Origin of the sequence: Streptomyces sp. NBC_01788 (assembly GCF_035917575.1) — a bacterium.
Classification (GTDB): domain Bacteria; phylum Actinomycetota; class Actinomycetes; order Streptomycetales; family Streptomycetaceae; genus Streptomyces.
Window position 1 is genome coordinate 5,210,423 of sequence record NZ_CP109090.1, and the last position, 21,642, is coordinate 5,232,064.

Consider the following 21,642-nt stretch of genomic DNA (forward strand, 5'->3'; position numbering starts at 1 on the left):
GCAGGCGGGAATCGTGAGGATCTTCGGCAAGGGACGGCACCGGCCCTCCGCCTCCTGGCGGCAGGCCACCGACCGGGCGTTCACGCTGATCGGCGACGGCCGGTACGAGGACGCGGGTGCGCTGCTGACACGCGCCGCCGATCTGGAGCCCTGGCTGGCCGAGTCCTGGTTCAACCTCGCCCTGCTGCACAAGTTCCGCCACGACTGGGAACAGGCGAGGGCGGCGGGCCTGCGGGCCGTGGCCCTGCTGGAGAGGGAGAGCGGGGCGCCCGACTGGTGGAACGTCGGCATCGCCGCCACCGCCCTCCAGGACTGGCCGCTGGCCCGGCGGGCGTGGCAGGCGTACGGGCTGAAGGTGCCCGGAGGCGCGGCCGCCGCCGGGGAGCCGGTGGGCATGGAGCTGGGCAGCGCGGCCGTGCGGCTGTCGCCGGAGGGCGAGGCCGAGGTGGTCTGGGGCAGACGTCTTGATCCGGCCCGGATCGAGGTGCTGTCCATTCCGCTGCCCTCCTCGGGGCGGCGCTGGGGCGAGGTCGTGCTGCACGACGGCGTGCCCCACGGGGAACGGACCACCGCGGCGGGGCACACCTACCCGGTGTTCGACGAGATCGAGCTGTGGGCGCCCTCCCCGGTGCCGACCTGGGTGGTCCTGCTGGAGGCCGCGACCGAGGCCGACCGGGACGCGCTGGAGCAGCTCGCCGCCGACGCCGGTTTCGCAGCCGAGGACTGGTCGTCGTCCGTGCGGCTGCTGTGCCGGATGTGCTCGGAGTCGCGGATGCCGTCCGACGAGGGCGACGGTGTGCACCTCGACCCGCACGACCACAGCGAGCCGGGGCACCCCGGACCGCTCGGGCACCGCACCGACGGGCAGCTGTGGGTGCCGGAGCGTGAGTGCGGAGTGGCCGCTCCGGCGGCCCTGGTCCGCGGGCTGCTGGACGGGTGGGTGGCCGACAGCCCGGACTCGCGGGACTGGCGGGACCTGGAAGAGGTCTGTTGAGGACGCCGGTCCGCCCCGGGCCCGGGAGCGGGCCCGCCGTGGCCGGCCGGTCCTCCCGGCGGCGCCTCCGACCGGACACTCGCCGGTCCGGTCGGAGGCGCGGGCCCCGTACCCTGTAGCAGGACTCACTCCCCGTTCTTGTCAGGAAGGCGTACGTCGGTCATGGCGCAGCAGGACACCGATCAGCAGCACGCGGGCGTGCTCCCCGTCGACGACGAGGGGTACGTCGTCGACTCGGCGGACGGCGAGGCGCGCGAGACGGCCTGGCGTGAGCGCGGCACCTCCCGGCCCATCACGGTCGTGGGGAACCCCGTGCTGCACAAGGAGTGCAGGGACGTCACGGACTTCGGCGAGGAGCTCCAGCAGCTCGTCGCCGACATGTTCGCCAGCCAGCACACCGCCGAGGGCGTGGGCCTGGCCGCCAACCAGATCGGCGTGGACCAGAAGGTCTTCGTCTACGACTGCCCGGACGACGAGGGCGTCCGGCACGTGGGGGTCGTCTGCAACCCCCGGCTGGTGGAGCTGCCCGCCGAGCGGCGCCGGCTGGACGACAGCAACGAGGGCTGCCTGTCCGTGCCCACGGCCTACGCGCCGCTCGCCCGCCCCGACTACGCCGAGGTCACCGGGCAGGACGAGCAGGGCAACCCGGTCAAGGTGCGGGGCACCGGCTACTTCGCGCGGTGCCTCCAGCACGAGACGGACCACCTCTACGGCTACCTCTACATCGACCGGCTCTCCAAGCGCGAGCGCAAGGACGCGCTGCGGCAGATGGCCGAGAACGAGCCGCGCTACCCCGTGGTCGCCAACGACTGAGCAACGCCGGTTCCCTCGCTGCCCGTTGGGGCGCGAGGGACTCGCGCGCACGGCGCCCGACCGGAACATCCGGTCGGGCGCCGTACTTGTGTCCGCCGCCATTCGATCCCTTGTGCGCTTCTACTGATTGGTAATCAGTCACACAAGGGGAGATACACGGCATCCGGTGGTGGTCAAGGGAGCAAATCCATTCCCAGAACGGTCAGTTGTGGTGCTGAATGGGGGTGCGGGATACGCGACGGCGTGCGCCCGGCACGACGGAAGGGGTGTACGCCACCGGCGGCTGAGAGGGGTTTGTCCGTGCCAGCTTTCCCATACAGCACCACATCGACAACGACAGCGGTCCCAGTCCCACCATCGCTCGCACTTCCGGTGATCGAGGCCGAGTTCCCCAGGCAGTTGCACGAGTATTGGCCCCAACTCCAGGAGAAGACACGCGGCTGGCTGCTGGAAAAGCGGCTCATGCCGGCGGACAAGGTCGAGGAACACGCCGACAGCCTCTGCTACACCGACCTCATGGCGGGGTACTACATCGGCGCCCCCGACGAGGTGCTCCAGGCCATAGCGGACTTCAGTGCGTGGTTCTTCCTCTGGGACGACCGCCAGGACCGCGACGTCGTCCACGGCCGGCCCGCAGCCTGGGAGCGGCTGTGCCGTGCGTTGCACACGGCCCTGGACTCCCCCCAGGACCACCTGCATCACCAGGACCCCCTGGTCGCGGGGTTCGCGGACAGCGTGCTGCGGTTCTACTCCTTCCCGTCGGCCCGGTGGAACGCCCGCTTCGCGCGGCACTTCCACGCTGTCATCGACGCGTACGACCGGGAGTTCCGCAACCGCACCGGGGACGTCGTGCCCACGGTCGAGGAATATCTCGCGCTGCGCCGGTTCACCTTCGCCCACTGGATCTGGACCGACCTGCTGGAGCCGAGCGCCGGCTGTGAACTCCCGGACACTGTCCGGAAGAATCCCGCGTATCGGCGTCCGGCACTGCTCAGTCAGGAATTCGCTGCCTGGTACAACGATCTGTGCTCCCTGCCCAAGGAATTGGCGGGCGACGAGGTGCACAATCTTGGAATCAGTCTCGTCAAACACGACGGACTGAGCCTGGAGGAGGCAATCGCGGACATGCGCGGGCGCATCGAGGAATGCGTATCCGGATTCCTGGCCGCGGAACAGGAGGGATTGACTTTCGCCGACGGCCTCGCGGACGGCACGGTGCGCGGAAAGGAACTGAGCGCCGCCGTACGGACCTGCGTCGGCAATATGCGGAACTGGTTCAGTTCCGTCTACTGGTTCCACCACGAATCCGGCCGGTACATGGTCGACAACTGGGAGGACCCGGCCACACCCCCCTACGTCGAAAGCGAAGGGGAAGGTGGGAAATGACCGCCGAATCAGTGCAGCCGGAAGCCCGGCAGGACGCTCCGGGACCGCACGAGCCACCGGTGGCCGGGGGCGGGGTGCCGCTTCTCGGCCACGGTCTGAGGCTGGTCCGCGATCCGCTGGCCTTCATGTCCCAGCTTCGCGACCACGGAGACGTCGTCCGGATCAGGCTCGGCCCGAAGACGGTGTACGCCGTCACCACGCCCGCCCTCACCGGGGCGCTGGCCCTCAGCCCCGACTACATCATCTCCGGCCCGCTGTGGGAGTCCCTGGAGGGCCTGGTCGGCAAGGAGGGGGTGGCCACCTCCAACGGCCCGCTGCACCGGCGCCAGCGCCGCACCATCCAGCCCGCCTTCCGGCTCGACGCGATCCCCGCCTACGGGCCGGTCATGGAGGAGGAGGCGCACGCGCTGACCGAGCGCTGGCAGCCCGGGGAGACCATCGACTGCGCCTCGGAGGCCTTCCGGATCGCCGTGCGCATCGCGGCCCGCTGCCTGCTGCGCGGCGCGTACATGGACGAGTGCGCCGACCGGTTGTGCGAGGCGCTGGCCACCGTCTTCCGCGGCATGTACCAGCGGATGGTGGTGCCGCTCGGACCGCTGTACCGGCTGCCGCTGCCGGCCAACCGCGCGTTCAACCGCGCGCTCGCCGATCTGCATCTCCTCGTCGACGAGATCACCGCCGAACGCCGGGCGTCCGGCCGGAATCCGGACGATTTGCTGACGGCATTGCTGACGGCGAAGGACGACAATGGCGAGCCGATCGGGGAACAGGAGATCCACGACCAGGTGGTCGCGATACTCACCCCGGGCAGCGAAACGGTGGGCGCCACGATCATGTGGCTGCTCCGGGTGCTCGCGATACATCCGGAACACGGCGACCGGATCCGTGCGGAGGTCGAATCCGTGACCGGCGGCCGCCCCGTCGGATTCGACGACGTCCGCAGGCTCACGCACACCAACAATGTCATCGTGGAGACGATGCGTTTGCGTCCGGCCGTATGGGTATTGACGCGGCGGGCGGTGGCCGAAACCGAACTCGGCGGCTATCGCATTCCGGCTGGTGCGGACATCATCTACAGCCCGTACGCGGTCCAGCGTGACCGGCGCTCGTATCCGGACAATCTGGAGTTCGACCCCGATCGCTGGCTCCCCGAACGCGCCAAGGACTTACCGAAATATGCCATGAGCCCGTTCGGAGTGGGTAACCGGAAGTGCCCGAGTGACCATTTCTCGATGGCACTTCTCAGTCTCTTCACCGCCACGGTGGCGACGAGGTTCCGCTTCGAGGAGGCCCCCGGCTCGGACGGCACGCCACGGGTCGGCATCACCCTGCGCCCGCAGAAGATGATGGTGCGGCCGGTGCTCAGGTGACCTGAGCGGCGCGGCGCGCGTTCAGGCGGCCTGCGGGCCCCGGAACGCGCGCCGGTAGGCGTTCGGGGTGGTGTCCAGCGCGCGGACGAACTGGTGCCGCAGCGCCGACGCGGTCCCGAACCCCGTACGGTCCGCGATCGTGTCCATGGTCTCGTCCGTCCCCTCCAGCAACCGCTGCGCCAGCAGCACGCGTTGGCGCAGGAGCCAGCGGTACGGAGTGGTGCCCGTCTCCTGCTGGAAGCGGCGGGCGAAGGTCCGCGGCGACATATGGGCGCGGGTGGCGAGCTGCTCGACGGTGACCTCCTGGTCCAGGTGCTCCTCCATCCAGACCAGCACCTCGCCGACCGTGTCGCAGGAGGACTTCGGCAGCGGCCGCTCGACGTACTGGGCCTGCCCGCCGTCGCGGTGCGGGGGCACCACCATCCGCCGGGCGATCCGGTTGGCCACCTCCGGGCCCTGTTCCTTGCGCACGATGTGCAGACAGGCGTCGATGCCGGAGGCGGTGCCGGCCGAGGTGATCACCGGGTCCGCGTCCACGTACAGCACGTCCGGCTCGACCATCGCCCGCGGGAAGCGCCGGGCCAGCTCGTCCGCGTGCCTCCAGTGCGCCGCGCAGCGCCGCCCGTCCAGCAGACCGGCGGCGCCCAGCACGAAGACGCCCGAGCAGACGCTGAGCACCCGCGCGCCCCGGTCCACCGCCCGGCGCAGCGCGTCGAGCAGCTCGGGCGGGTAGCCGCGGGAGGCGACGGCGTCGGCGGCCGGCACCGTGATCAGGTCGGCCTCCTCCAGCCGGTCCAGGCCGTGCGGGATCCGGAGGGTGAGGCCGGGGACATGGGTGTGCAGCTCCGGGCCCTCCGCGGAGACGACCGAGAAGTCGTACACCGGCAGTCCCTCGTCACTGCGGTCGAGTCCGAACACCTCGCAGATCACGCCGAGCTCGAAGGGGTGCACTCCGTCCAGCAGCACGGTGACCACGTTCTTCAGCATGGTTCCAGTGTGCCCCCGTGGTGGCAGGATTTTGAAGGTGTACGGCAGTCCTGCCACTCACGGTAAGGAGCTTCCGGCCCCACAGTGGTGTCCATGACTACGACACAGCTGCAAGGCCTGATCTCGATGGTCGCCGTCCTGGGGCTCCTGGTCCTCATGGTCCTGCCGTCCGTGATCGGCATCGTCCACGACCGACGCGCCGACCGCCAGATTCGTCAGGCCCAACAGGACCGGGAGGCCAGGGAGAACCGCGACGAGGCTCAGAAGTCCTCGTCCAGGTCGACGGTGCCCTCCACCGCCACCTGGTACGCCGACGGGCGCCGCTCGAAGAAGTTGGTCAGTTCCTGAACGCCCTGGAGCTCCATGAAGGAGAAGGGGTTCTCGGAGCCGTACACCGGAGCGAAGCCGAGGCGCGTCAGGCGCTGATCGGCGACGCACTCCAGGTACTGCCGCATCGACTCGGTGTTCATCCCCGGGAGGCCGTCACCGCACAGGTCGCGGGCGAACTGGAGCTCGGCCTCGACGGCCTCCCGCAGCATGTCGGTGACCTGCTGCTGGAGGTTGTCGTCGAAGAGCTCCGGCTCCTCCTTGCGGACGGTGTCCACCACGTCGAAGGCGAAGGACATGTGCATCGTCTCGTCCCGGAACACCCAGTTGGTGCCGGTGGCCAGACCGTGCAGCAGGCCGCGGCTGCGGAACCAGTAGACGTAGGCGAAGGCGCCGTAGAAGAACAGGCCCTCGATGCACGCGGCGAAGCAGATGAGGTTGAGCAGGAAGCGTCGGCGGTCCGCCTTCGTCTCCAGCCGGTCCAGCTTCTCCACCGAGTCCATCCACTTGAAGCAGAACTCGGCCTTCTCACGGATGGAGGGGATGTTCTCCACCGCCGCGAAGGCGGCGGTGCGGTCCTCCGGGTCGGGGAGGTAGGTGTCCAGCAGCGTCAGATAGAACTGGACGTGCACGGCCTCCTCGAAGAGCTGGCGGGACAGGTACAGCCGCGCCTCGGGGGAGTTGATGTGCTTGTACAGCGTCAGCACCAGGTTGTTCGCCACGATCGAGTCACCGGTGGCGAAGAAGGCCACCAGCCGTCCGATCAGGTGCTGCTCGGACGGGCTCAGCCTCGCGAGGTCGGCGACGTCCGAGTGGAGGTCGACCTCCTCCACGGTCCAGGTGTTCTTGATGGCGTCCCGGTAGCGCTCGTAGAAGTCCGGGTAGCGCATCGGACGGAGCGTCAGCTCGAAGCCGGGGTCGAGCAGGTTCTTGGTCTCGCTGGTCATTACTGGCAGGCCTCGCAGGACTCGGGGTTCTCAAGGGAGCAGGCGATCGCGTCGGCGTCCGGCGCCGCCTGCTGGACGGGGACGGTGGCGGCGGCCTGCGCCCGGGCGGCGCGCGCGATCCGGGTCGCCGGGCGGGACCGCAGGTAGTACGTCGTCTTCAGCCCCTGCTTCCAGGCGTAGGCGTACATCGAGGAGAGCTTGCCGATGGTCGGCGTCTCCAGGAACAGGTTCAGGGACTGGGACTGGTCCAGGAACGCGGTGCGGGCGGCGGCCATGTCGATCAGGCCGCGCTGCGGGATCTCCCACGCCGTGCGGTACAGCCCGCGCACGTCCTCGGGGATCCAGGCGAAGTCCTGCACCGAGCCGTTGGCGTCGCGCAGCGCCTCGCGGGTCCGGGCGTCCCAGACGCCGAGCGCCTTCAGATCGTCCACCAGGTACGAGTTGACCTGGAGGAACTCCCCGGAGAGCGTCTCACGCTTGAAGAGGTTGGAGACCTGCGGCTCGATGCACTCGTACACGCCCGCGATCGAGGCGATGGTGGCGGTCGGGGCGATCGCGAGCAGCAGCGAGTTGCGCATGCCGACGGCGGCGATCCGCTCGCGCAGGGCCGCCCAGCGCTCCGGCCAGGTCAGCTCGACGTCGTAGTGGTCGGGGTGCAGCACGCCCTGGGCCGTACGGGTCTTCTCCCACGCGGGCAGCGGACCGTTGCGCTCGGCGAGGTCGGCGGACGCCTCGTACGCGGCGAGCATGATCCGCTCGGCGATACGGGTGGACAGGGCCTTCGCCTCCGGGGAGTCGAAGGGCAGGCGCAGCTTGAAGAACACGTCCTGCAGACCCATGGCGCCCAGGCCCACCGGACGCCAGCGGGCGTTGGAGCGGCCCGCCTGCTCGGTCGGGTAGAAGTTGATGTCGACCACGCGGTCGAGGAAGGTGACCGCGGTGCGGACGGTCTCGTCCAGCCGCTCCCAGTCGATGTCCCCGCCGGCCACGAACGCGCCGAGGTTGACCGACCCCAGGTTGCACACCGCCGTCTCACCGTCGTCGGTGACCTCCAGGATCTCCGTGCAGAGGTTCGAGGAGTGGACCACGTGGCCCGGCTGCGCGGTCTGGTTGGCCGTGCGGTTGGCGGCGTCCTTGAAGGTCATCCAGCCGTTGCCGGTCTGCGCGAGGGTGCGCATCATGCGGCCGTACAGGTCGCGGGCCGGCATGGTCTTGCGCGCCAGGCCCCGCGCCTCCGCGGCCCGGTACGCGGCGTCGAACTCCTCGCCCCACAGGTCGGTCAGCTCCGGCACGTCCGCGGGGGAGAACAGCGACCACTGCCCGTCGGCGTTCACCCGGCGCATGAACTCGTCCGGGACCCAGTGCGCGAGGTTGAGGTTGTGCGTCCGGCGGGCGTCCTCACCGGTGTTGTCGCGCAGCTCCAGGAACTCCTCGATGTCCGAGTGCCAGGACTCCAGGTAGACCGCGGCGGCGCCCTTGCGCCGGCCGCCCTGGTTCACGGCGGCGACCGAGGCGTCCAGGGTCTTCAGGAACGGCACGATGCCGTTGGAGTGCCCGTTGGTGCCGCGGATCAGCGAACCGCGGGAGCGGATGCGGGAGTAGGCGATGCCGATGCCGCCGGCGTGCTTGGACAGACGGGCGACCTGGAGGTAGCGCTCGTAGATGGAGTCCAGCTCGTCCTTGGGGGAGTCGAGCAGGTAACAGGACGACATCTGCGGGTGGCGCGTGCCGGAGTTGAACAGCGTGGGGGAGGAGGGCAGGTAGTCGAGGCGGCTCATCAGCCCGTAGAGGGCCTCGACCTCGTCGACGGACCGCGCGGTGTCGTCCTGCGCGAGACCGGCCGCGACCCGCAGCATGAAGTGCTGGGGCGTCTCGATCACCTTGCGGGTGATCGGGTGCCGCAGCAGGTACCGGCTGTGCAGGGTGCGCAGGCCGAAGTAGCCGAAGCGGTCGTCGGCGGTCCGGTCGATCATCGCGTCCAGGCGGTCGGCGTGGACGCGGACGAACTCGGCGGTCCGGTCGGCGACGAGGCCCTCGCGGTGGCCCACGGCGACCGAGTCGGTGAAGGAGGCGACGCCCTGCGAGGCGGCCTCGGCGCGGACGGTGAGGGTCAGCAGCCTGGCCGCCAGCCGGGAGTAGGCGGGGTCCTCGGAGATGAGCCCGGCGGCCGCCTCCGTGGCCAGCTCCCGCAACTCGGCCTCGTCGGCCCGCGCCGACCGGCCGCGCAGCGCGGCCGCGGCGACCCGGCCGGGGTCGGCGTCGGGGAGGTCGGCGGTCAGCTCGGTCAGGGTCCGCAGCAGTACGGCACCTGGACCGTCGGTTTCCGTGGCTGCGACTGAAACCGGGTCGGCTGGCGCGATGGTCACGTGGAGCTCTCCCTCGCTCGGCACGGGGCCTCGCCGAGGGCAGGGGCGGCACACGAGCGCACACGGCGCCGCGTCCACCGGCCCATTCCGCGAGACCCGGACGTCAGGGCACCCGGACCGGACGGCCGGGCGCGCTGTCGGCAGGTCCTCGGACTGACGCTCGTGGCGGGCCTTGGGGGCAAACGCACACGAGTACACCGTTGCGGGACAGTTCCGGATTCGCACCGGATTCCCCTGCGGCGACATTGAGCACGAGCATACATCTTGTGCTGAGCGAGTCGGGCACCCCCATATGTTGTGCCGCGCCGACTCCGGAGCGTGTCAGAATGTCAACTCGTAGGTGAGCAGCATGATGTCGTCCAGCTCGGGGAGCGGGTTCCAGTCCCGGCCCGGTGTGCGGACGAAGCCCAGGCGCTCGTAGATGCGGTGGGCGGTGTGCATGGAGCTCTGGGTGGACAGCACCACGCGGACACAGCCCTCCACGGCCCGTGCCCGGTCCGTACAGGCCCGCACGAGGGCCTCGCCGACGCCCCTGCCGCGCGCCGCGTGCGCGACCGCGAGCATCCGTATCTCGGTCTCCCCGGGACCGGCGAGGTCGGCCATGGGGCCGGCGCCCGGGACGAAGGTCACCCCGCCGAGCACCTCCCCGTCCGCCACCGCGACCAGCACCTCGGCCGCGGCCGCCCGCTTGGCCACGTCCCGCAGCTCGCCGAGATACCCGTCGCTCTCACCGAAGTCCAGGAGCCCGTCCCGGAGGTAGGCCTGGGCGGTGATCTCACCGAGGGTGCCGTACTCGCCGGGCTCGGCCGGCCGGATCACGAAGTCCATGCGCCCGAGTGTGCCGCACGGGCACGGCAGCGGGCCGCCGGATTCCGGCGGCCCGCGGGGTGCCCCGGTCCTAGGGCCTCTCGTTTGGATCATGCCGGGCTCGCGGGCCCTGGCACCGCTCCCCCAAGCTCTTCGAGCAGGGGGCACCCCCAGCCGCGTTGTCGTCGGTTGGCAGGACTCCGCCCTGCCGCCCTCCTCCGCCTTGCGACGCTCCCCCACTGCCTGAACGGCGTGGGAGGTGCCCCCAGCACCAGACCCCGCTCCCTGATCCGGCCTGAGCCAAACGAAAGACCCTAGTGCGGGGCCGCCGTCGTGGCCGGCGGGAGCTCCACCTCGACGCCCGGGGCGCCGGCGTCCGCCGTGTAGTCCTCCGGACGGGTCTCGTCCACGCCCTGGGGCGCGTTGACCGCCCGCAGCACGAACGTCAGGACCACCGAGACGGCCGCGTTGAGCACGAACGCCGTCAGCCCGATGTAGCCGATCTCACCGAGGCCCGGGATCTCCTTCGCCGACCCGCCGAAGTGCTTCTGCGTCGGCGAGGCGACCCCGTAGGCGGCGACCGTGCCGTAGACCATGCCGACCGCCCAGCCCGCCAGCAGCGCCCAGCGGTGGAACCAGCGGGTGAACAGCCCGCCGACCAGGGCCGGGAAGGTCTGCAGGATCCAGATGCCGCCGAGCAGCTGGAAGTTGATGGCGACCGTCTTGTCCATGGTCAGGACGAAGACCAGCGCGCCCACCTTCACAAGGAGCGACACGATCTTGGAGACCCGGGTCTCCTCCCGCGGTGTCGCCTGCGGGCGGATGAAGTCCTTGTAGATGTTGCGGGTGAACAGGTTCGCGGCGGCGATCGACATGATGGCCGCCGGCACCAGGGCGCCGATGGCGATCGCCGCGAACGCCACGCCCGCGAACCAGTCCGGGAACATGGTCTCGAACAGCTGCGGAATGGCCAGCTGGCCGTTCTTCACCTGCACGCCCGCCGCTATGGCCATGAAGCCCAGCAGGGCGAGCAGGCCCAGCATCAGCGAGTACAGCGGCAGGATCGTGGTGTTGCGGCGGATCACCTCGCGGCTGCGCGAGGACAGCGTCGCGGTGATCGAGTGCGGGTACATGAACAGCGCGAGCGCGGAGCCGAGCGCCAGCGTGGCGTACGTCCACTGGCCGGCCGCCGCCGGGACCAGACCGCCCGAACCCGACTCGGTGAACTTCTGGCCCGCCTTGGCGAACACCTCACCGAAGCCGCCCAGCTTGATCGGGATGTAGATGATGGCCACCGCGATCACGATGTAGATCAGGGTGTCCTTCACGAACGCGATCAGCGCGGGCGCGCGCAGCCCCGATGAGTAGGTGTACGCCGCCAGCACGCCGAAGGCGATCAGCAGCGGCAGGTCCTTCACGAACCAGTGGGTGCTGTCGCCGCCGCCGACGCCCATCACGTCCAGGACCGCCTGGATGCCGACCAGCTGGAGCGCGATGTACGGCATGGTCGCGAGGATGCCGGTGAGCGCCACCGCCAGCGACAGGCTCTTGGAGCCGAACCGGCCGCGGACGAAGTCCGAGGTGGTCACGTATCCGTGCCGGTGGGACACCGACCACAGCCGCGGCAGGAATGTGAAGATCAGCGGGTACACCAGGATCGTGTACGGCACCGCGAAGAAGCCGGCCGCCCCCGTCGCGTAGACGGCGGCCGGCACGGCCACGAAGGTGTAGGCGGTGTACAGGTCGCCGCCGAGCAGGAACCAGGTCACCCAGGTGCCGAACGACCGTCCGCCCAGGCCCCATTCGTCCAGGCTGTGCTCGTTCTCGGCCCGGCGCCAGCGCGCGGCCAGGAAGCCCATGACGGTGACGAGCAGGAAGAAGAAGACACAGACGCCGAGCGCGACGCCGTTGACCCCGTCCTTCACTTGACCGCACCCCCGTCCTCGGCCGTCGCGGCGGAGGCCGGCCCGGCGGCCCGGGAGGTCCCGGCGGTGCGCCGGTCACGCTGCCACAGCCGGTATGCGGTCATCGTCAGGACCGCGGAGACGAGTACCCACAGCATCTGGTACCAGTAGAAGAACGGGATCCCGGCGAGGGCCGGGTCCTTCCTCGCGTACGACCCCACCCACAGCAGCGCCACGAAGGGGGCGACGAGGCAGAGGGCGATGGTGACCCGTAAGGGCGTCACCACCGCTCTGGTGGCTTCCGGGGCATTCGACATGTGGCGACTCCGTCCCCTAGCTGATCACCGAGCGTCCGTGCGGTGCGCACGCAATGTAGATCACGGTGTCACAGGTGCGGAATCCCTCGTGCGCATGACGCCACGGACCGCCACGAGATTCTTACTCCGTCACAAGGCCCTTACTCCTGCGGGCGCTTGAGGCGGGCCACGAACTTGTAGCGGTCCCCGCGGTACACCGACCGCACCCACTCCACCGGACGGCCCTCGCGGTCCAGGGAGTGTCGGGAGAGCAGCAGCATCGGCAGGCCCACGTCGGTGCCGAGCAGGCCGGCCTCGCGCGGAGTGGCCAGCGAGGTCTCGATGGTCTCCTCGGCCTCGGCGAGATGGACGTCGTAGACCTCGGCGAGGGCGGTGTACAGGGAGGTGTACTTCACCAGGCTGCGCCGCAGCGCAGGGAAGCGCTTGGCAGACAGGTGGGTGGTCTCGATGGCCATGGGCTCGCCGTTGGCCATGCGTAGCCGCTCGATGCGCAGCACCCGCCCCCCGGCGGTGATGTCGAGCAGTTCGGCCAGGCGGTCGTCGGCGGTGACGTAGCCGACGTCCAGCAGCTGCGAGGTCGGCTCCAGGCCCTGCGCGCGCATGTCCTCGGTGTAGGAGGTCAGTTGCAGCGCCTGGGAGACCTTCGGCTTGGCGACGAAGGTGCCCTTGCCCTGGATGCGCTCCAGCCGGCCCTCGACGACGAGCTCCTGAAGGGCCTGCCGCACCGTGGTCCGCGAGGTGTCGAAGTCGGCCGCCAGGGTCCGCTCCGGCGGCACCGGAGTGCCCGGCGGCAGTGTCTGGGTGATGTCGAGCAGGTGCTTCTTCAGGCGGTAGTACTTGGGCACGCGCGCGGTACGGACGGTCGCCCCACCCTCGTTCTCCGCACTGCTGACGTCGGTGCTCATGCTCTGCCTTCCCGGCTCCTGTGCCGAAGCGGCCGACGTCCCGTCGGCCCCGGCTCACATCGTGGCACGGCTTCGCGTGCCGAGTGGTCACCCGTACGCTCCGTGATCTCCTCTGTATACCGTCGTGCCCCCGGATGGTCTAGTCCATAGCTCCGGCCTGGGCTGGTGGTCCACGTGGCCAGGCCCGTCCGGCGGTCGCGTACGGTCGCCACTGGTCCAGTGGAGCGCGGGCGTCCATTTTGCCGGACGAACAATGAAAGGTCCCTGCATATCGCGGTCATATAACGGACCGTCTGAGCGGGTCGGCGCACTCTTGACAGCCCTATTGGTCTGGGCCAAGCTCCCCCTACTGGTCTACACCATTGGTCCAGGTCCCGGCCCCACGGGCGGTTACGCCGACGCTCGGATGTCGCTCAACCGCGGGGAGGCAGGGGGGTTTGTGGCATCCCTGAGGAGGGTGGCGTGAAGCGCAAGCTGGTAGCCGCGATCGGTATCGCGGGCATGATGGTCTCCATCGCGGCGTGTGGGGGCGGCAAGGACGGCGGGAGCTCCAGCAAGGGCGGCGCCGACGCCAAGGAGCTGACCGTCTGGCTCACCGTGGACGCGCAGAACAACTGGCCCGAGCTGGTCAAGGCGGCCGACGACGCGGTGACGAAGAAGCACCCGGGTCTGAAGATCAAGCACGAGTACTACGGCTGGCCGGACAAGAACACCAAGCTCGATGCGGTCCTCGCCACCGACAAGGCCCCCGACGTGGTCGAGATGGGCAACACCGAGATGCTCGGGTACATGGTCAAGGGTGCCTTCGCCCCCGTCGACGCCGCCGACTTCACCGGATCCGACGCCTGGCTCGACGGCCTGAAGGCCTCGGTGACCTACGACGGCAAGACCTACGGCGTTCCCTACTACGCGGGCGGCCGGGTCGCCAACTGGCGCAAGGACGTCATCGCCGCAGCCGGCGTGAAGTCCGTTCCGAAGACCTACCAGGAGCTCACGGCCGACCTGGACAAGGTTCAGAAGAAGAAGGGTGACAAGTTCAACGCCTGGTACCAGCCCACGCGCGACTGGTACGCGGCCATGTCCTTCGTCTACGACGCCGGCGGCTCCATCGCCAAGGAGGAGGGCGGCCAGTGGAAGGCCAACCTCTCCTCGCCCGAGTCCCTCAAGGGCCTGAACGAGTTCAAGAACGTCGTCGACAAGTACATGCACGGCGACAAGACCAAGGACGAGTCCGACCGTTACATCGTCTACGGCCAGGGCAAGTCCGGCATGATCTTCGGCGCCGCCTGGGAAGGCGCGGCCGCGTCCGACCCGGAGCAGGACAAGACCGGCAAGCTCAAGGACAACAACGAGAACTTCGTGATGCCCGGCCCGTCCGGCAAGAACATGCCGGTCTTCCTCGGCGGCTCCGACCTCGCCGTCCCGGTGAAGTCCAAGGCACAGGCGCTCGCAGCCGAGTGGATCAACGCGTTCACCGGCCCGTCCGGCCAGAAGGGCCTGATGGGCAAGGGCAACCTGCCCAACAACAAGACCGACCTCGCGACGCTCAAGGACGACCCCGCGACGGCGGTCCCGGCCACCGCGGCCGAGTCCAACTGGTTCGTCCCGATGGCTCCGGGCTGGGGTCAGGTCGAGAAGGCCCAGGTGCTGCAGACCATGCTGCAGAACATCGGCACCGGCAAGAAGCCGGTCGAGGCGGCCGCCAAGGAGGCGGACGCCGCGATCGACAAGGTGATCAACACCAAGTGACAGGAACGCGGGGTCCTGCGACCGCAGCGGGGCCCTGCTTCCCGTACGACCGTGCGCCGGCCCGCGCACGGTCGTACGGGGCTTGGCCTTCGTACGACCTGAGGGACCGCTGAGGAGCGCGCGATGAGTGCCGCAGACACGACCACCCCTGCCAAGGTGCCGCCACCGCGGCAGGCACCGCCACCCGCCGTCCCCGACCGGCCACGGGGACAGCGCACCTCCGGCGGGGCCGCGACCCCGTGGCTGCTGCTCGCGCCCTGCCTGCTGGTGCTGACCCTGGTCATGGCGTACCCCCTGGCGCGTCTGGTCACGGTCTCCTTCCAGAAGTTCGGCCAGTCGGAGCTGTGGGGCTTCCGATCAGCCGAATGGGCGGGGTTCGCCAACTTCCGGAACGTGCTGGGCGACAGTGAGTTCTGGGCGGTCGTCCTGCGCACGATCGTCTTCGCCGCCGGCTGTGTGGTCCTCACCATGGTCGCCGGCATGGCGTTCGCGCTGCTGCTGCAGCGGGTGTCCGGCTGGGTGAAGGTGCTGATCAACATCGTGCTGGTGGCCAGCTGGGGCATGCCTGTCATCGTGGCCACCACCGTCTTCAAGTGGCTCTTCGACTCCGACTACGGCGTCCTCAACGCGCTGCTCAGCAGGCTGCCCGGCGTCGACATGGTCGGCCACAACTGGTTCGCAAGCGGGCCCGAGGGGCTGGCCGTGATCATGCTGCTGGTGGTGTGGGGCGCCGTGCCCTTCGTCACCATCACGCTCAGCGCGGGCCTGACCCAGGTGCCCAGCGAACTGGAGGAGGCCGCACGGCTGGACGGCGCGGGCGCCTGGGGCGTCTTCCGCCATGTCACCCTGCCGATCCTCAAGCCGGTCATCGTGATGCTCACGACCCTGTCGGTGATCTGGGACATGGGGGTCTTCCCGCAGGTGTTCGTGATGCGGGGCGGCCATCCCGAGGCGGAGTTCCAGGTCCTCAACACCTATTCCTACGACCGCGCGTTCGTGGTCAACGACTACGCGCAGGGCTCGGCGATCGCCTTGATCACCGTCTTGCTGCTGCTCGGCGTGGTCGCCGTGTACATGCGCCAGATGCTGAAGATCGGAGAAGTCGAATGAGCGGCACGAGTACCCTCGCATCTCCCCGCCGCCGGAGGGCGAGGCTCGGCTGGAACCTGCTCGGCCTGCTCGTCTTCGTCATCGTCGGCTTCCCCTTCTACTGGATGCTCAACACCGCGTTCAAGCCGTCCAAGGACGCCATCGACCCGGACCCGAGCCTGCTGCCCACTGGGCTCTCCCTCGCGAACTTCCGCCGGGCGCTGGACATCGCCGACTTCTGGGGCCCGGTCGGCCGCAGCCTGATCGTGTCGTTGTCGGTGGTGGCGATCGGCGTGGTCGTGGGCATGCTGGCCGCGCTCGCCATCTCCCGCTTCGCCTTCCGCGGACGCAAGGTCGTGATCGTGGGCATCCTGGCGGTGCAGATGGTGCCGCTGATCGCCATGATCATCCCGATCTTCCTACTGCTGAACGACCTCGGGCAGTACGACAGGCTCACCGGGCTGATCATCACCTATCTGACCTTCATCCTCCCCTTCACCGTGTGGACGCTGCGCGGCTTCATCGTCAACATCCCCCGGGAGCTGGAGGAGGCCGCCATGGTCGACGGCTGCTCCCGCACCGGCGCCTTCATCCGGGTCGTCTTCCCGCTGCTGGCCCCCGGCCTGGTCGCCACCTCGGTCTACGGCTTCATCCAGGCCTGGAACGAGTACCTGTACGCCCTCATGCTGCTCAGCCAGGAGCACCAGACCGCGACGGTCTGGCTCGCCAACTTCACCACCAAGCACGGCACCGAATACGCCCCGATGATGGCCGGAGCCACGATGATGGCCATACCGATCGTCGTCCTGTTCCTGCTCGTCCAGCGCAAGATGGCCGCGGGCCTGACCGCGGGCGCCGTGAAGGGATAACGCCACCCGATGACGACAATCGCCAGCGGCACCGACACACTCACCCGCGACGCGCTGACCGTCCTCCAGCCCGGCTTCACCGGGACCACGGCCCCCGACTGGCTGCTCCGGCGCCTCGGTGAGGGGTTGTCCTCGGTCGGTCTGTTCGGCCGGAACATCGCCTCGCCCGAACAGCTCGCCGCGCTCACCGCCCAGTTGCGCGCCGAACGCGAGGACGTCCTGGTCGCCGTCGACGAGGAGGGCGGCGACGTCACCCGTCTGGAGGTGCGCACCGGTTCCAGCTTCCCCGGCAACCACGCGCTGGGCGCGGTGGACGACGTGGAGCTGACCGAGGCCGTCGCACGCGAACTCGGCCGGCGGCTGGCCGAGTGCGGAGTGAACCTCAACTGGGCGCCTTCCGCCGACGTCAACTCCAACCCCGGCAACCCGGTCATCGGCGTACGGTCCTTCGGTGCCTCCACCGACCTGGCCGCCCGGCACACCGCCGCCTACGTCACCGGTCTCCAGTCCGCGGGGGTCGCCGCCTGCACCAAGCACTTCCCCGGGCACGGCGACACCGCCGTGGACTCGCACCACGCGATGCCCCGCATCGACGTGGGCGGCGAGGTGCTCCAGGCGCGCGAACTGGCCCCGTTCCGCGCGGCGATCGCCGCCGGCAGCAAGGCCGTGATGAGCGCCCACATCCTGGTCCCGGCCCTGGACCCGGAGCTTCCGGCAACGTTGTCCCGCCGGGTGCTGACCGACCTGCTGCGCGGCGAACTCGGCTACGAGGGCCTGATCGTCACCGACGGCATGGAGATGCGGGCCATCGCGGACAACTACGGCATCCGGCGCGGCAGCGTCCTGGCGGTCGCCGCCGGTGCCGACGCGATCTGCGTGGGCGGCGGACTGGCCGACGACGAGACCGTGACCGGTCTGCGTGACGCCCTGGTCGCCGCCGTCCGCTCCGGGGAACTGCCCGAGGAACGGCTGGCCGACGCGGCCGAACGGGTCCGCGCCCTCGCCCGCTGGACCGCCGCGGCCGGGAACCGGGCCGGGGCGCGGGACGCCGCCGACCCGGAGGTGGGACTGCGGGCGGCCCGGCGCGCGCTGCGCGTCACCGCCGCGGACGGCTTCACCCCGCTCACGGAGCCGCCCTACGTCGCCGCCTTCACCCCCGTCGCCAACATCGCCGTCGGTGACGAGACCCCGTGGGGCGTGGCTGCCGAGCTCGGCCGCCTCCTGCCGGGCACCCGGACGGGCAGCTTCGCCGGCGAGGACGCGGGCCGCGCGGCCCTCCAGGACGCCGGCACCCGGCGTGTGGTGGCCGTCGTCCGCGACGAGCACCGCCACCCCTGGATGGCCGCGGCCCTGGACACCCTGCTCGCGGCCCGCCCGGACACGGTGATCATCGAAATGGGCGTCCCCCAGGCACCCCCGCGTGGCCCCCTCCACATCGCCACCCACGGCGCGGCCCGCGTCTGCGGCAGAGCGGCGGCGGAGATCCTGACGGGCGCGTGAACCGCCCACCGCCCACCGGCCCCTCGCCACGGCCTAGTGCTGCGACCGGAAAGGTTCACCGGCTCGCGACGCCCGGCACGGCTCCCCCAAGCTCTTCGAGCAGGGGGGACCCCCAGCCGCGTTGTCGCATCACCCGCGTACATCCAGTACGCGGGCGATGCTCCGCCTTGCGAGGCTCCCCCACTGCCCGAAGGGCGTGGGAGGTGCCCCCAGCACCGGACGCCGCGAGCTTTCCGGCAAACCTTTCCGGTCACAGCACTAGCCGCACGGCTGCCGACACGGTGACGCCGGCCACCCCCAGGGGGTGGCCGGCGTCAGGGTGGGCCGAAGGTCAGATGCCCTGCCAGTCCGGCTTGTTGAGGTAGGTGTGGCGGAAGTAGTCGGCCAGCTTCAGCTTGGACGCGGCGGCCTCGTCGGCGACGACCGTGGCGTGCGGGTGGAGCTGGAGGGCCGAGGCGGGGCAGACGGCCGCCAGCGGGCCCTCGACGGTCGCCGCGACCGCGTCCGCCTTGCCCTCGCCCGTGGCCAGCAGCACCAGGTGCCGGGCCTCCAGGATCGTCCCGATGCCCTGCGTGATCACGTGGTGCGGCACCTGCTCGACGTCGCCGTCGAAGAAGCGCGCGTTGTCGGCGCGGGTCTGCTCGGTGAGCGTCTTGATCCGGGTGCGCGAGGCGAGCGACGAGCACGGCTCGTTGAACCCGATGTGCCCGTCCGTCCCGATCCCGAGCAGTTGCAGGTCGACGCCGCCGGCCTCGGCGAGCGCCCGGTCGTAGGCCGCGCAGGCCGACCGGACGTCGTCGGCCGTGCCGTCGGGCCCGAGGAAGGCGTCCATCCCGATGCCGAGCGGCTCCAGCACCTCCCGGCGCAGCACCGAGCGGTAGGACTCGGGATGCTCGGCGGGCAGCCCCACGTACTCGTCGAGCTGGGCGATCCGCGCCCGCGAGAGGTCCGCCGCACCCGAGCGCACCTTGGCCGCCAGCGCCTGGTACACGGGCAGGGGAGTGGAGCCCGTGGCCACGCCGAGCAGGGCGTCGGGCTTGCGCCGGAGCAGCTGCGCCATCGCCTCGGCGATGAGTTCGCCGCCCGCTCTGGCGTCCGGAACGATGACAACTTCCACGCTGGGCCTGCCGATCTGAAGGGGACGGACCCGGTAACGGGGGTCGTGTGGTTTAGACCAATCCACGCCCAATCTAACAGAGTAGGGCCTCGCCGCGCCGTGCCCGTCCGTCCCCGTGCCCGAAGCCGCGGGGGCGGACGTCCGGGCCCGGATCGCGACCGGCGTGCGACGGCGTGAGCCGGGGGAAGCCGAGGTACTCACGGAAATCGCCCCCGCCATCCGGCCCCACTGCCCAGCGGGGCGGGCTAGGCTGCGGGGGACACGCCGGATGATCCGGAAGTTCCGGCCGGCCGGCCGGACCGGGCTCCGCCCCGACCGGTCGTTCGGTGAAGAAAACACAACAACCGCCGTCCCGCGCATGGACAGGGCAAGTGGTCTAGTCCAGAATGCTGCGGAGACGTCTCGAAGAGCGCACAGGCGCGGCCCCGCCCGCGCACGACAGGTGAACGCACGAGCCTCCGCCTTCCCCGCACAGGAAGGCGGACCGAGGATCCGGAGCTCTCTGCCCTGACTGCCCCGGTTCCTCATCCTTCGGCCGACCGGGACCGCACGCCCGCGGCCGATGCTGCTCCGGGCTGCGGTGCCGGGAGGGTTGAGGGTCCCTCTCAGGCGCCGCGGCCCGCGGGTGTCTCCGGGGGCCCCGCGCCTTTACGGCCTCCGCCGCCTCCGCTCGATTCGGGCCCGTACAAATGCACGGGTACGCTCGCAGACGTGCCCTCCATGAACGAACTCGTACGCCAGCACACCGCGCTCGACGACTCCGATCTCGAGTGGCTGCACATGCTGGTCTCGGAGTGGCAGCTGCTCTCCGACCTCTCCTTCGCCGACCTGGTCCTGTGGGTCCCCACCATGGACGGCACCCGGTACGTCTCGGTCGCCCAGATGCGCCCCAACACCGGTCCCACCTCGTACCAGAACGACATGGTCGGCCACCTCGTCCCGCGCGGCCGCCGCCCGATGCTGGACGCCGCGCTCGACGAGGGCCGGATCGTGCGGGAGGGCGACCCCGAGTGGCGCGAGGAGGTCCCGGTCCGCGTCGAGTCCATCCCGGTGCGGCGCCAGGGACGCGTCCTCGGCGTCATCGCGCGCAACACCAACCTGCTCACCGTGCGTACCCCGAGCCGGCTGGAGCTGACGTATCTGCAGAGCGCCTCCGACCTGGCGCAGATGATCGCGGCCGGCTCCTTCCCGTTCCCGGACCAGCAGGTCGACATGGACGCCTCGCCCCGGGTCGGCGACGGCCTGATCCGGCTGGACGCGGACGGCATCGTCCAGTACGCCTCGCCCAACGCGCTCTCCGCCTACCACCGCCTCGGCCTCGCCGCCGACCTCGTCGGCCACCACCTCGGCGAGACCACCGCCGAACTCGCCCCCTCCCGGGCCCCGGTGGACGAGGCGCTGGTGAAGCTGGCCAGCGGCTGGGCACCGCGGGAGTTCGAGATCGAGGCCCACGACGGGGTGATCCAGTTCCGGGCCATCCCGCTCAAGCCCAAGGGCACGCGCATAGGTTCGCTGGTGCTGCTCCGGGACGTGACGGAACTACGCCGCCGCGAGCGGGAGTTGATCACCAAGGACGCGACGATCCGGGAGATCCACCACCGGGTCAAGAACAACCTCCAGACGGTGGCGGCGCTGCTCAGGCTGCAGGCCCGGCGCATCGAGTCGGAGCGTGGCCGCGAGGCCCTTGAGGAGGCGGTCCGCCGGGTCGGCTCGATCGCCATCGTGCACGAGACGCTGTCCCAGAACCTGGACGAGCGCGTGGAGTTCGACGAGATCGCCGACCGGGTGCTCGCGATGGTCGCCGAGATCTCCCCGGGCAAGGTGACCGGCCGGCGCAGCGGCCGTTTCGGGATCCTGGACGCGGAGGTCGCCACCCCGCTGTCCATGGTGCTGACCGAGGTCCTGCAGAACGCCCTGGAACACGGCTTCCGCGAGGGCGAGACGGGGACGGTGGAGGTCTCCGCGGTCCGCGGCGGCACCTCGCGCGAGGCCCGGCTGCTCGTCACCGTCCAGGACGACGGCGTGGGTCTGCCCGACGACTTCGACCCGCACAGCTCGGGCAACCTCGGCCTGCAGATCGTACGGACCCTGGTCGAGGGGGAGTTGGGCGGCACCTTCGACATGGTGCCGGCCCCGGAGCGCGGCACCCGAGTGGTCCTCGACATTCCCGTGCAGACGCACAAGTAGCCCGCACG

At 70.2% G+C, this 21,642-nt stretch carries 18 protein-coding genes and 1 riboswitch; of the genes, 10 read left to right on the forward strand and 8 right to left on the reverse strand.

The features are described 5' to 3' along the window. Positions 1-13: 13 nt before the first annotated feature. From OIE49_RS23715 to OIE49_RS23730, 4 genes are all read left to right on the forward strand, one after another. Positions 14-994 carry a tetratricopeptide repeat protein gene (locus OIE49_RS23715; RefSeq protein WP_326804039.1) on the forward strand — a complete coding sequence of 327 codons (981 nt, stop codon included), beginning with the start codon at positions 14-16 and terminating at the stop codon, positions 992-994. Positions 995-1,156: 162 nt separating this feature from the next. Next, entirely contained in the window at positions 1,157-1,807 is a 651-nt protein-coding gene (gene def, locus OIE49_RS23720) for a peptide deformylase (protein ID WP_100568146.1), read from the forward strand. 300 nt (positions 1,808-2,107) lie between these two features. Next, entirely contained in the window at positions 2,108-3,193 is a 1,086-nt protein-coding gene (gene cyc1, locus OIE49_RS23725; protein WP_326804040.1) for an epi-isozizaene synthase, read from the forward strand. Beyond that, on the forward strand, positions 3,190-4,563 hold the full coding sequence (locus OIE49_RS23730) for a bifunctional albaflavenone monooxygenase/terpene synthase (protein WP_326804041.1): 1,374 nt from the start codon (positions 3,190-3,192) through the stop codon (positions 4,561-4,563). The genes cyc1 and OIE49_RS23730 overlap by 4 nt, the downstream gene beginning before the upstream one ends. Before the next feature lie 21 nt (positions 4,564-4,584). On the opposite strand, the gene OIE49_RS23735 is transcribed toward OIE49_RS23730, so the two are convergent. Beyond that, the gene (locus OIE49_RS23735) at positions 4,585-5,550 is read right to left on the reverse strand and encodes a helix-turn-helix domain-containing protein (RefSeq protein ID WP_326804042.1); all 966 of its coding nucleotides are present in this window, start codon (positions 5,548-5,550) and stop codon (positions 4,585-4,587) included. 93 nt (positions 5,551-5,643) lie between these two features. Between OIE49_RS23735 and OIE49_RS23740 the strand changes: the two genes are divergently transcribed. Continuing rightward, positions 5,644-5,898, forward strand: a complete 255-nt coding sequence (locus tag OIE49_RS23740) for a hypothetical protein (RefSeq protein ID WP_100568277.1) — start codon at positions 5,644-5,646, stop codon at positions 5,896-5,898. Here OIE49_RS23740 and OIE49_RS23745 read toward each other — a convergent pair. The 6 genes from OIE49_RS23745 to OIE49_RS23770 form a co-directional block, all read right to left on the reverse strand. After that, a complete protein-coding gene (locus tag OIE49_RS23745; protein WP_326804043.1) occupies positions 5,811-6,824 on the reverse strand; it encodes a ribonucleotide-diphosphate reductase subunit beta in 1,014 nt (337 codons plus the stop codon). The two genes, OIE49_RS23740 and OIE49_RS23745, sit on opposite strands and share 88 nt — an antisense overlap. Continuing rightward, on the reverse strand, positions 6,824-9,190 hold the full coding sequence (locus tag OIE49_RS23750) for a ribonucleoside-diphosphate reductase subunit alpha (protein WP_326804044.1): 2,367 nt from the start codon (positions 9,188-9,190) through the stop codon (positions 6,824-6,826). Before OIE49_RS23750 ends, OIE49_RS23745 begins: the two co-directional genes overlap by 1 nt. Before the next feature lie 122 nt (positions 9,191-9,312). Continuing rightward, a riboswitch (cobalamin riboswitch) is annotated at positions 9,313-9,449 on the reverse strand. A gap of 62 nt (positions 9,450-9,511) precedes the next feature. Beyond that, positions 9,512-10,018: a GNAT family N-acetyltransferase gene (locus OIE49_RS23755; protein WP_326804045.1), complete on the reverse strand. Its 507-nt coding sequence runs from the start codon at positions 10,016-10,018 to the stop codon at positions 9,512-9,514. A gap of 293 nt (positions 10,019-10,311) precedes the next feature. Beyond that, positions 10,312-11,922, reverse strand: a complete 1,611-nt coding sequence (mctP, locus tag OIE49_RS23760) for a monocarboxylate uptake permease MctP (protein ID WP_326804046.1) — start codon at positions 11,920-11,922, stop codon at positions 10,312-10,314. Continuing rightward, positions 11,919-12,218 carry a DUF3311 domain-containing protein gene (locus OIE49_RS23765; protein WP_326804047.1) on the reverse strand — a complete coding sequence of 100 codons (300 nt, stop codon included), beginning with the start codon at positions 12,216-12,218 and terminating at the stop codon, positions 11,919-11,921. The genes mctP and OIE49_RS23765 overlap by 4 nt, the downstream gene beginning before the upstream one ends. Before the next feature lie 140 nt (positions 12,219-12,358). Then, the gene (locus tag OIE49_RS23770) at positions 12,359-13,123 is read right to left on the reverse strand and encodes a GntR family transcriptional regulator (protein ID WP_100568138.1); all 765 of its coding nucleotides are present in this window, start codon (positions 13,121-13,123) and stop codon (positions 12,359-12,361) included. Between the two features lie 462 nt (positions 13,124-13,585). On the opposite strand from OIE49_RS23770, the gene OIE49_RS23775 reads away from it, so the two are divergent. The 4 genes from OIE49_RS23775 (at position 13,586) to OIE49_RS23790 (ending at position 18,330) form a co-directional block, all read left to right on the forward strand. After that, positions 13,586-14,872, forward strand: a complete 1,287-nt coding sequence (locus OIE49_RS23775) for an extracellular solute-binding protein (RefSeq protein WP_326804048.1) — start codon at positions 13,586-13,588, stop codon at positions 14,870-14,872. A gap of 123 nt (positions 14,873-14,995) precedes the next feature. Beyond that, complete coding sequence (locus OIE49_RS23780; RefSeq protein WP_100568136.1) at positions 14,996-15,982, forward strand: carbohydrate ABC transporter permease; 987 nt, start codon at positions 14,996-14,998, stop codon at positions 15,980-15,982. Further along, complete coding sequence (locus OIE49_RS23785; RefSeq protein ID WP_326804049.1) at positions 15,979-16,830, forward strand: carbohydrate ABC transporter permease; 852 nt, start codon at positions 15,979-15,981, stop codon at positions 16,828-16,830. Before OIE49_RS23780 ends, OIE49_RS23785 begins: the two co-directional genes overlap by 4 nt. A gap of 9 nt (positions 16,831-16,839) precedes the next feature. Further along, the gene (locus tag OIE49_RS23790; protein ID WP_326804050.1) at positions 16,840-18,330 is read left to right on the forward strand and encodes a glycoside hydrolase family 3 protein; all 1,491 of its coding nucleotides are present in this window, start codon (positions 16,840-16,842) and stop codon (positions 18,328-18,330) included. Between the two features lie 331 nt (positions 18,331-18,661). Here the strand turns inward: OIE49_RS23790 and nagB are convergent, their stop codons facing one another. Beyond that, entirely contained in the window at positions 18,662-19,447 is a 786-nt protein-coding gene (gene nagB / locus OIE49_RS23795; RefSeq protein ID WP_326804051.1) for a glucosamine-6-phosphate deaminase, read from the reverse strand. Positions 19,448-20,167: 720 nt separating this feature from the next. On the opposite strand from nagB, the gene OIE49_RS23800 reads away from it, so the two are divergent. After that, complete coding sequence (locus tag OIE49_RS23800; protein ID WP_326806314.1) at positions 20,168-21,634, forward strand: sensor histidine kinase; 1,467 nt, start codon at positions 20,168-20,170, stop codon at positions 21,632-21,634. Positions 21,635-21,642 lie beyond the last annotated feature (8 nt).

Excerpts from the sequence above, each read along its gene's own strand:
- OIE49_RS23785 (WP_326804049.1), top strand. The coding sequence starts at position 15,979 with ATGAGCGGCACGAGTACCCTCGCATCTCCCCGCCGCCGGAGGGCGAGG.
- OIE49_RS23740 (WP_100568277.1), top strand. The coding sequence starts at position 5,644 with ATGACTACGACACAGCTGCAAGGCCTGATCTCGATGGTCGCCGTCCTG.
- def (WP_100568146.1), top strand. The coding sequence starts at position 1,157 with ATGGCGCAGCAGGACACCGATCAGCAGCACGCGGGCGTGCTCCCCGTC.
- OIE49_RS23790 (WP_326804050.1), top strand. The coding sequence starts at position 16,840 with ATGACGACAATCGCCAGCGGCACCGACACACTCACCCGCGACGCGCTG.
- OIE49_RS23765 (WP_326804047.1), bottom strand. The coding sequence starts at position 12,218 with ATGTCGAATGCCCCGGAAGCCACCAGAGCGGTGGTGACGCCCTTACGG.
- OIE49_RS23735 (WP_326804042.1), bottom strand. The coding sequence starts at position 5,550 with ATGCTGAAGAACGTGGTCACCGTGCTGCTGGACGGAGTGCACCCCTTC.
- OIE49_RS23755 (WP_326804045.1), bottom strand. The coding sequence starts at position 10,018 with ATGGACTTCGTGATCCGGCCGGCCGAGCCCGGCGAGTACGGCACCCTC.
- OIE49_RS23745 (WP_326804043.1), bottom strand. The coding sequence starts at position 6,824 with ATGACCAGCGAGACCAAGAACCTGCTCGACCCCGGCTTCGAGCTGACG.
- OIE49_RS23800 (WP_326806314.1), top strand. The coding sequence starts at position 20,168 with ATGAACGAACTCGTACGCCAGCACACCGCGCTCGACGACTCCGATCTC.
- OIE49_RS23780 (WP_100568136.1), top strand. The coding sequence starts at position 14,996 with ATGAGTGCCGCAGACACGACCACCCCTGCCAAGGTGCCGCCACCGCGG.
- OIE49_RS23730 (WP_326804041.1), top strand. The coding sequence starts at position 3,190 with ATGACCGCCGAATCAGTGCAGCCGGAAGCCCGGCAGGACGCTCCGGGA.
- OIE49_RS23770 (WP_100568138.1), bottom strand. The coding sequence starts at position 13,123 with ATGAGCACCGACGTCAGCAGTGCGGAGAACGAGGGTGGGGCGACCGTC.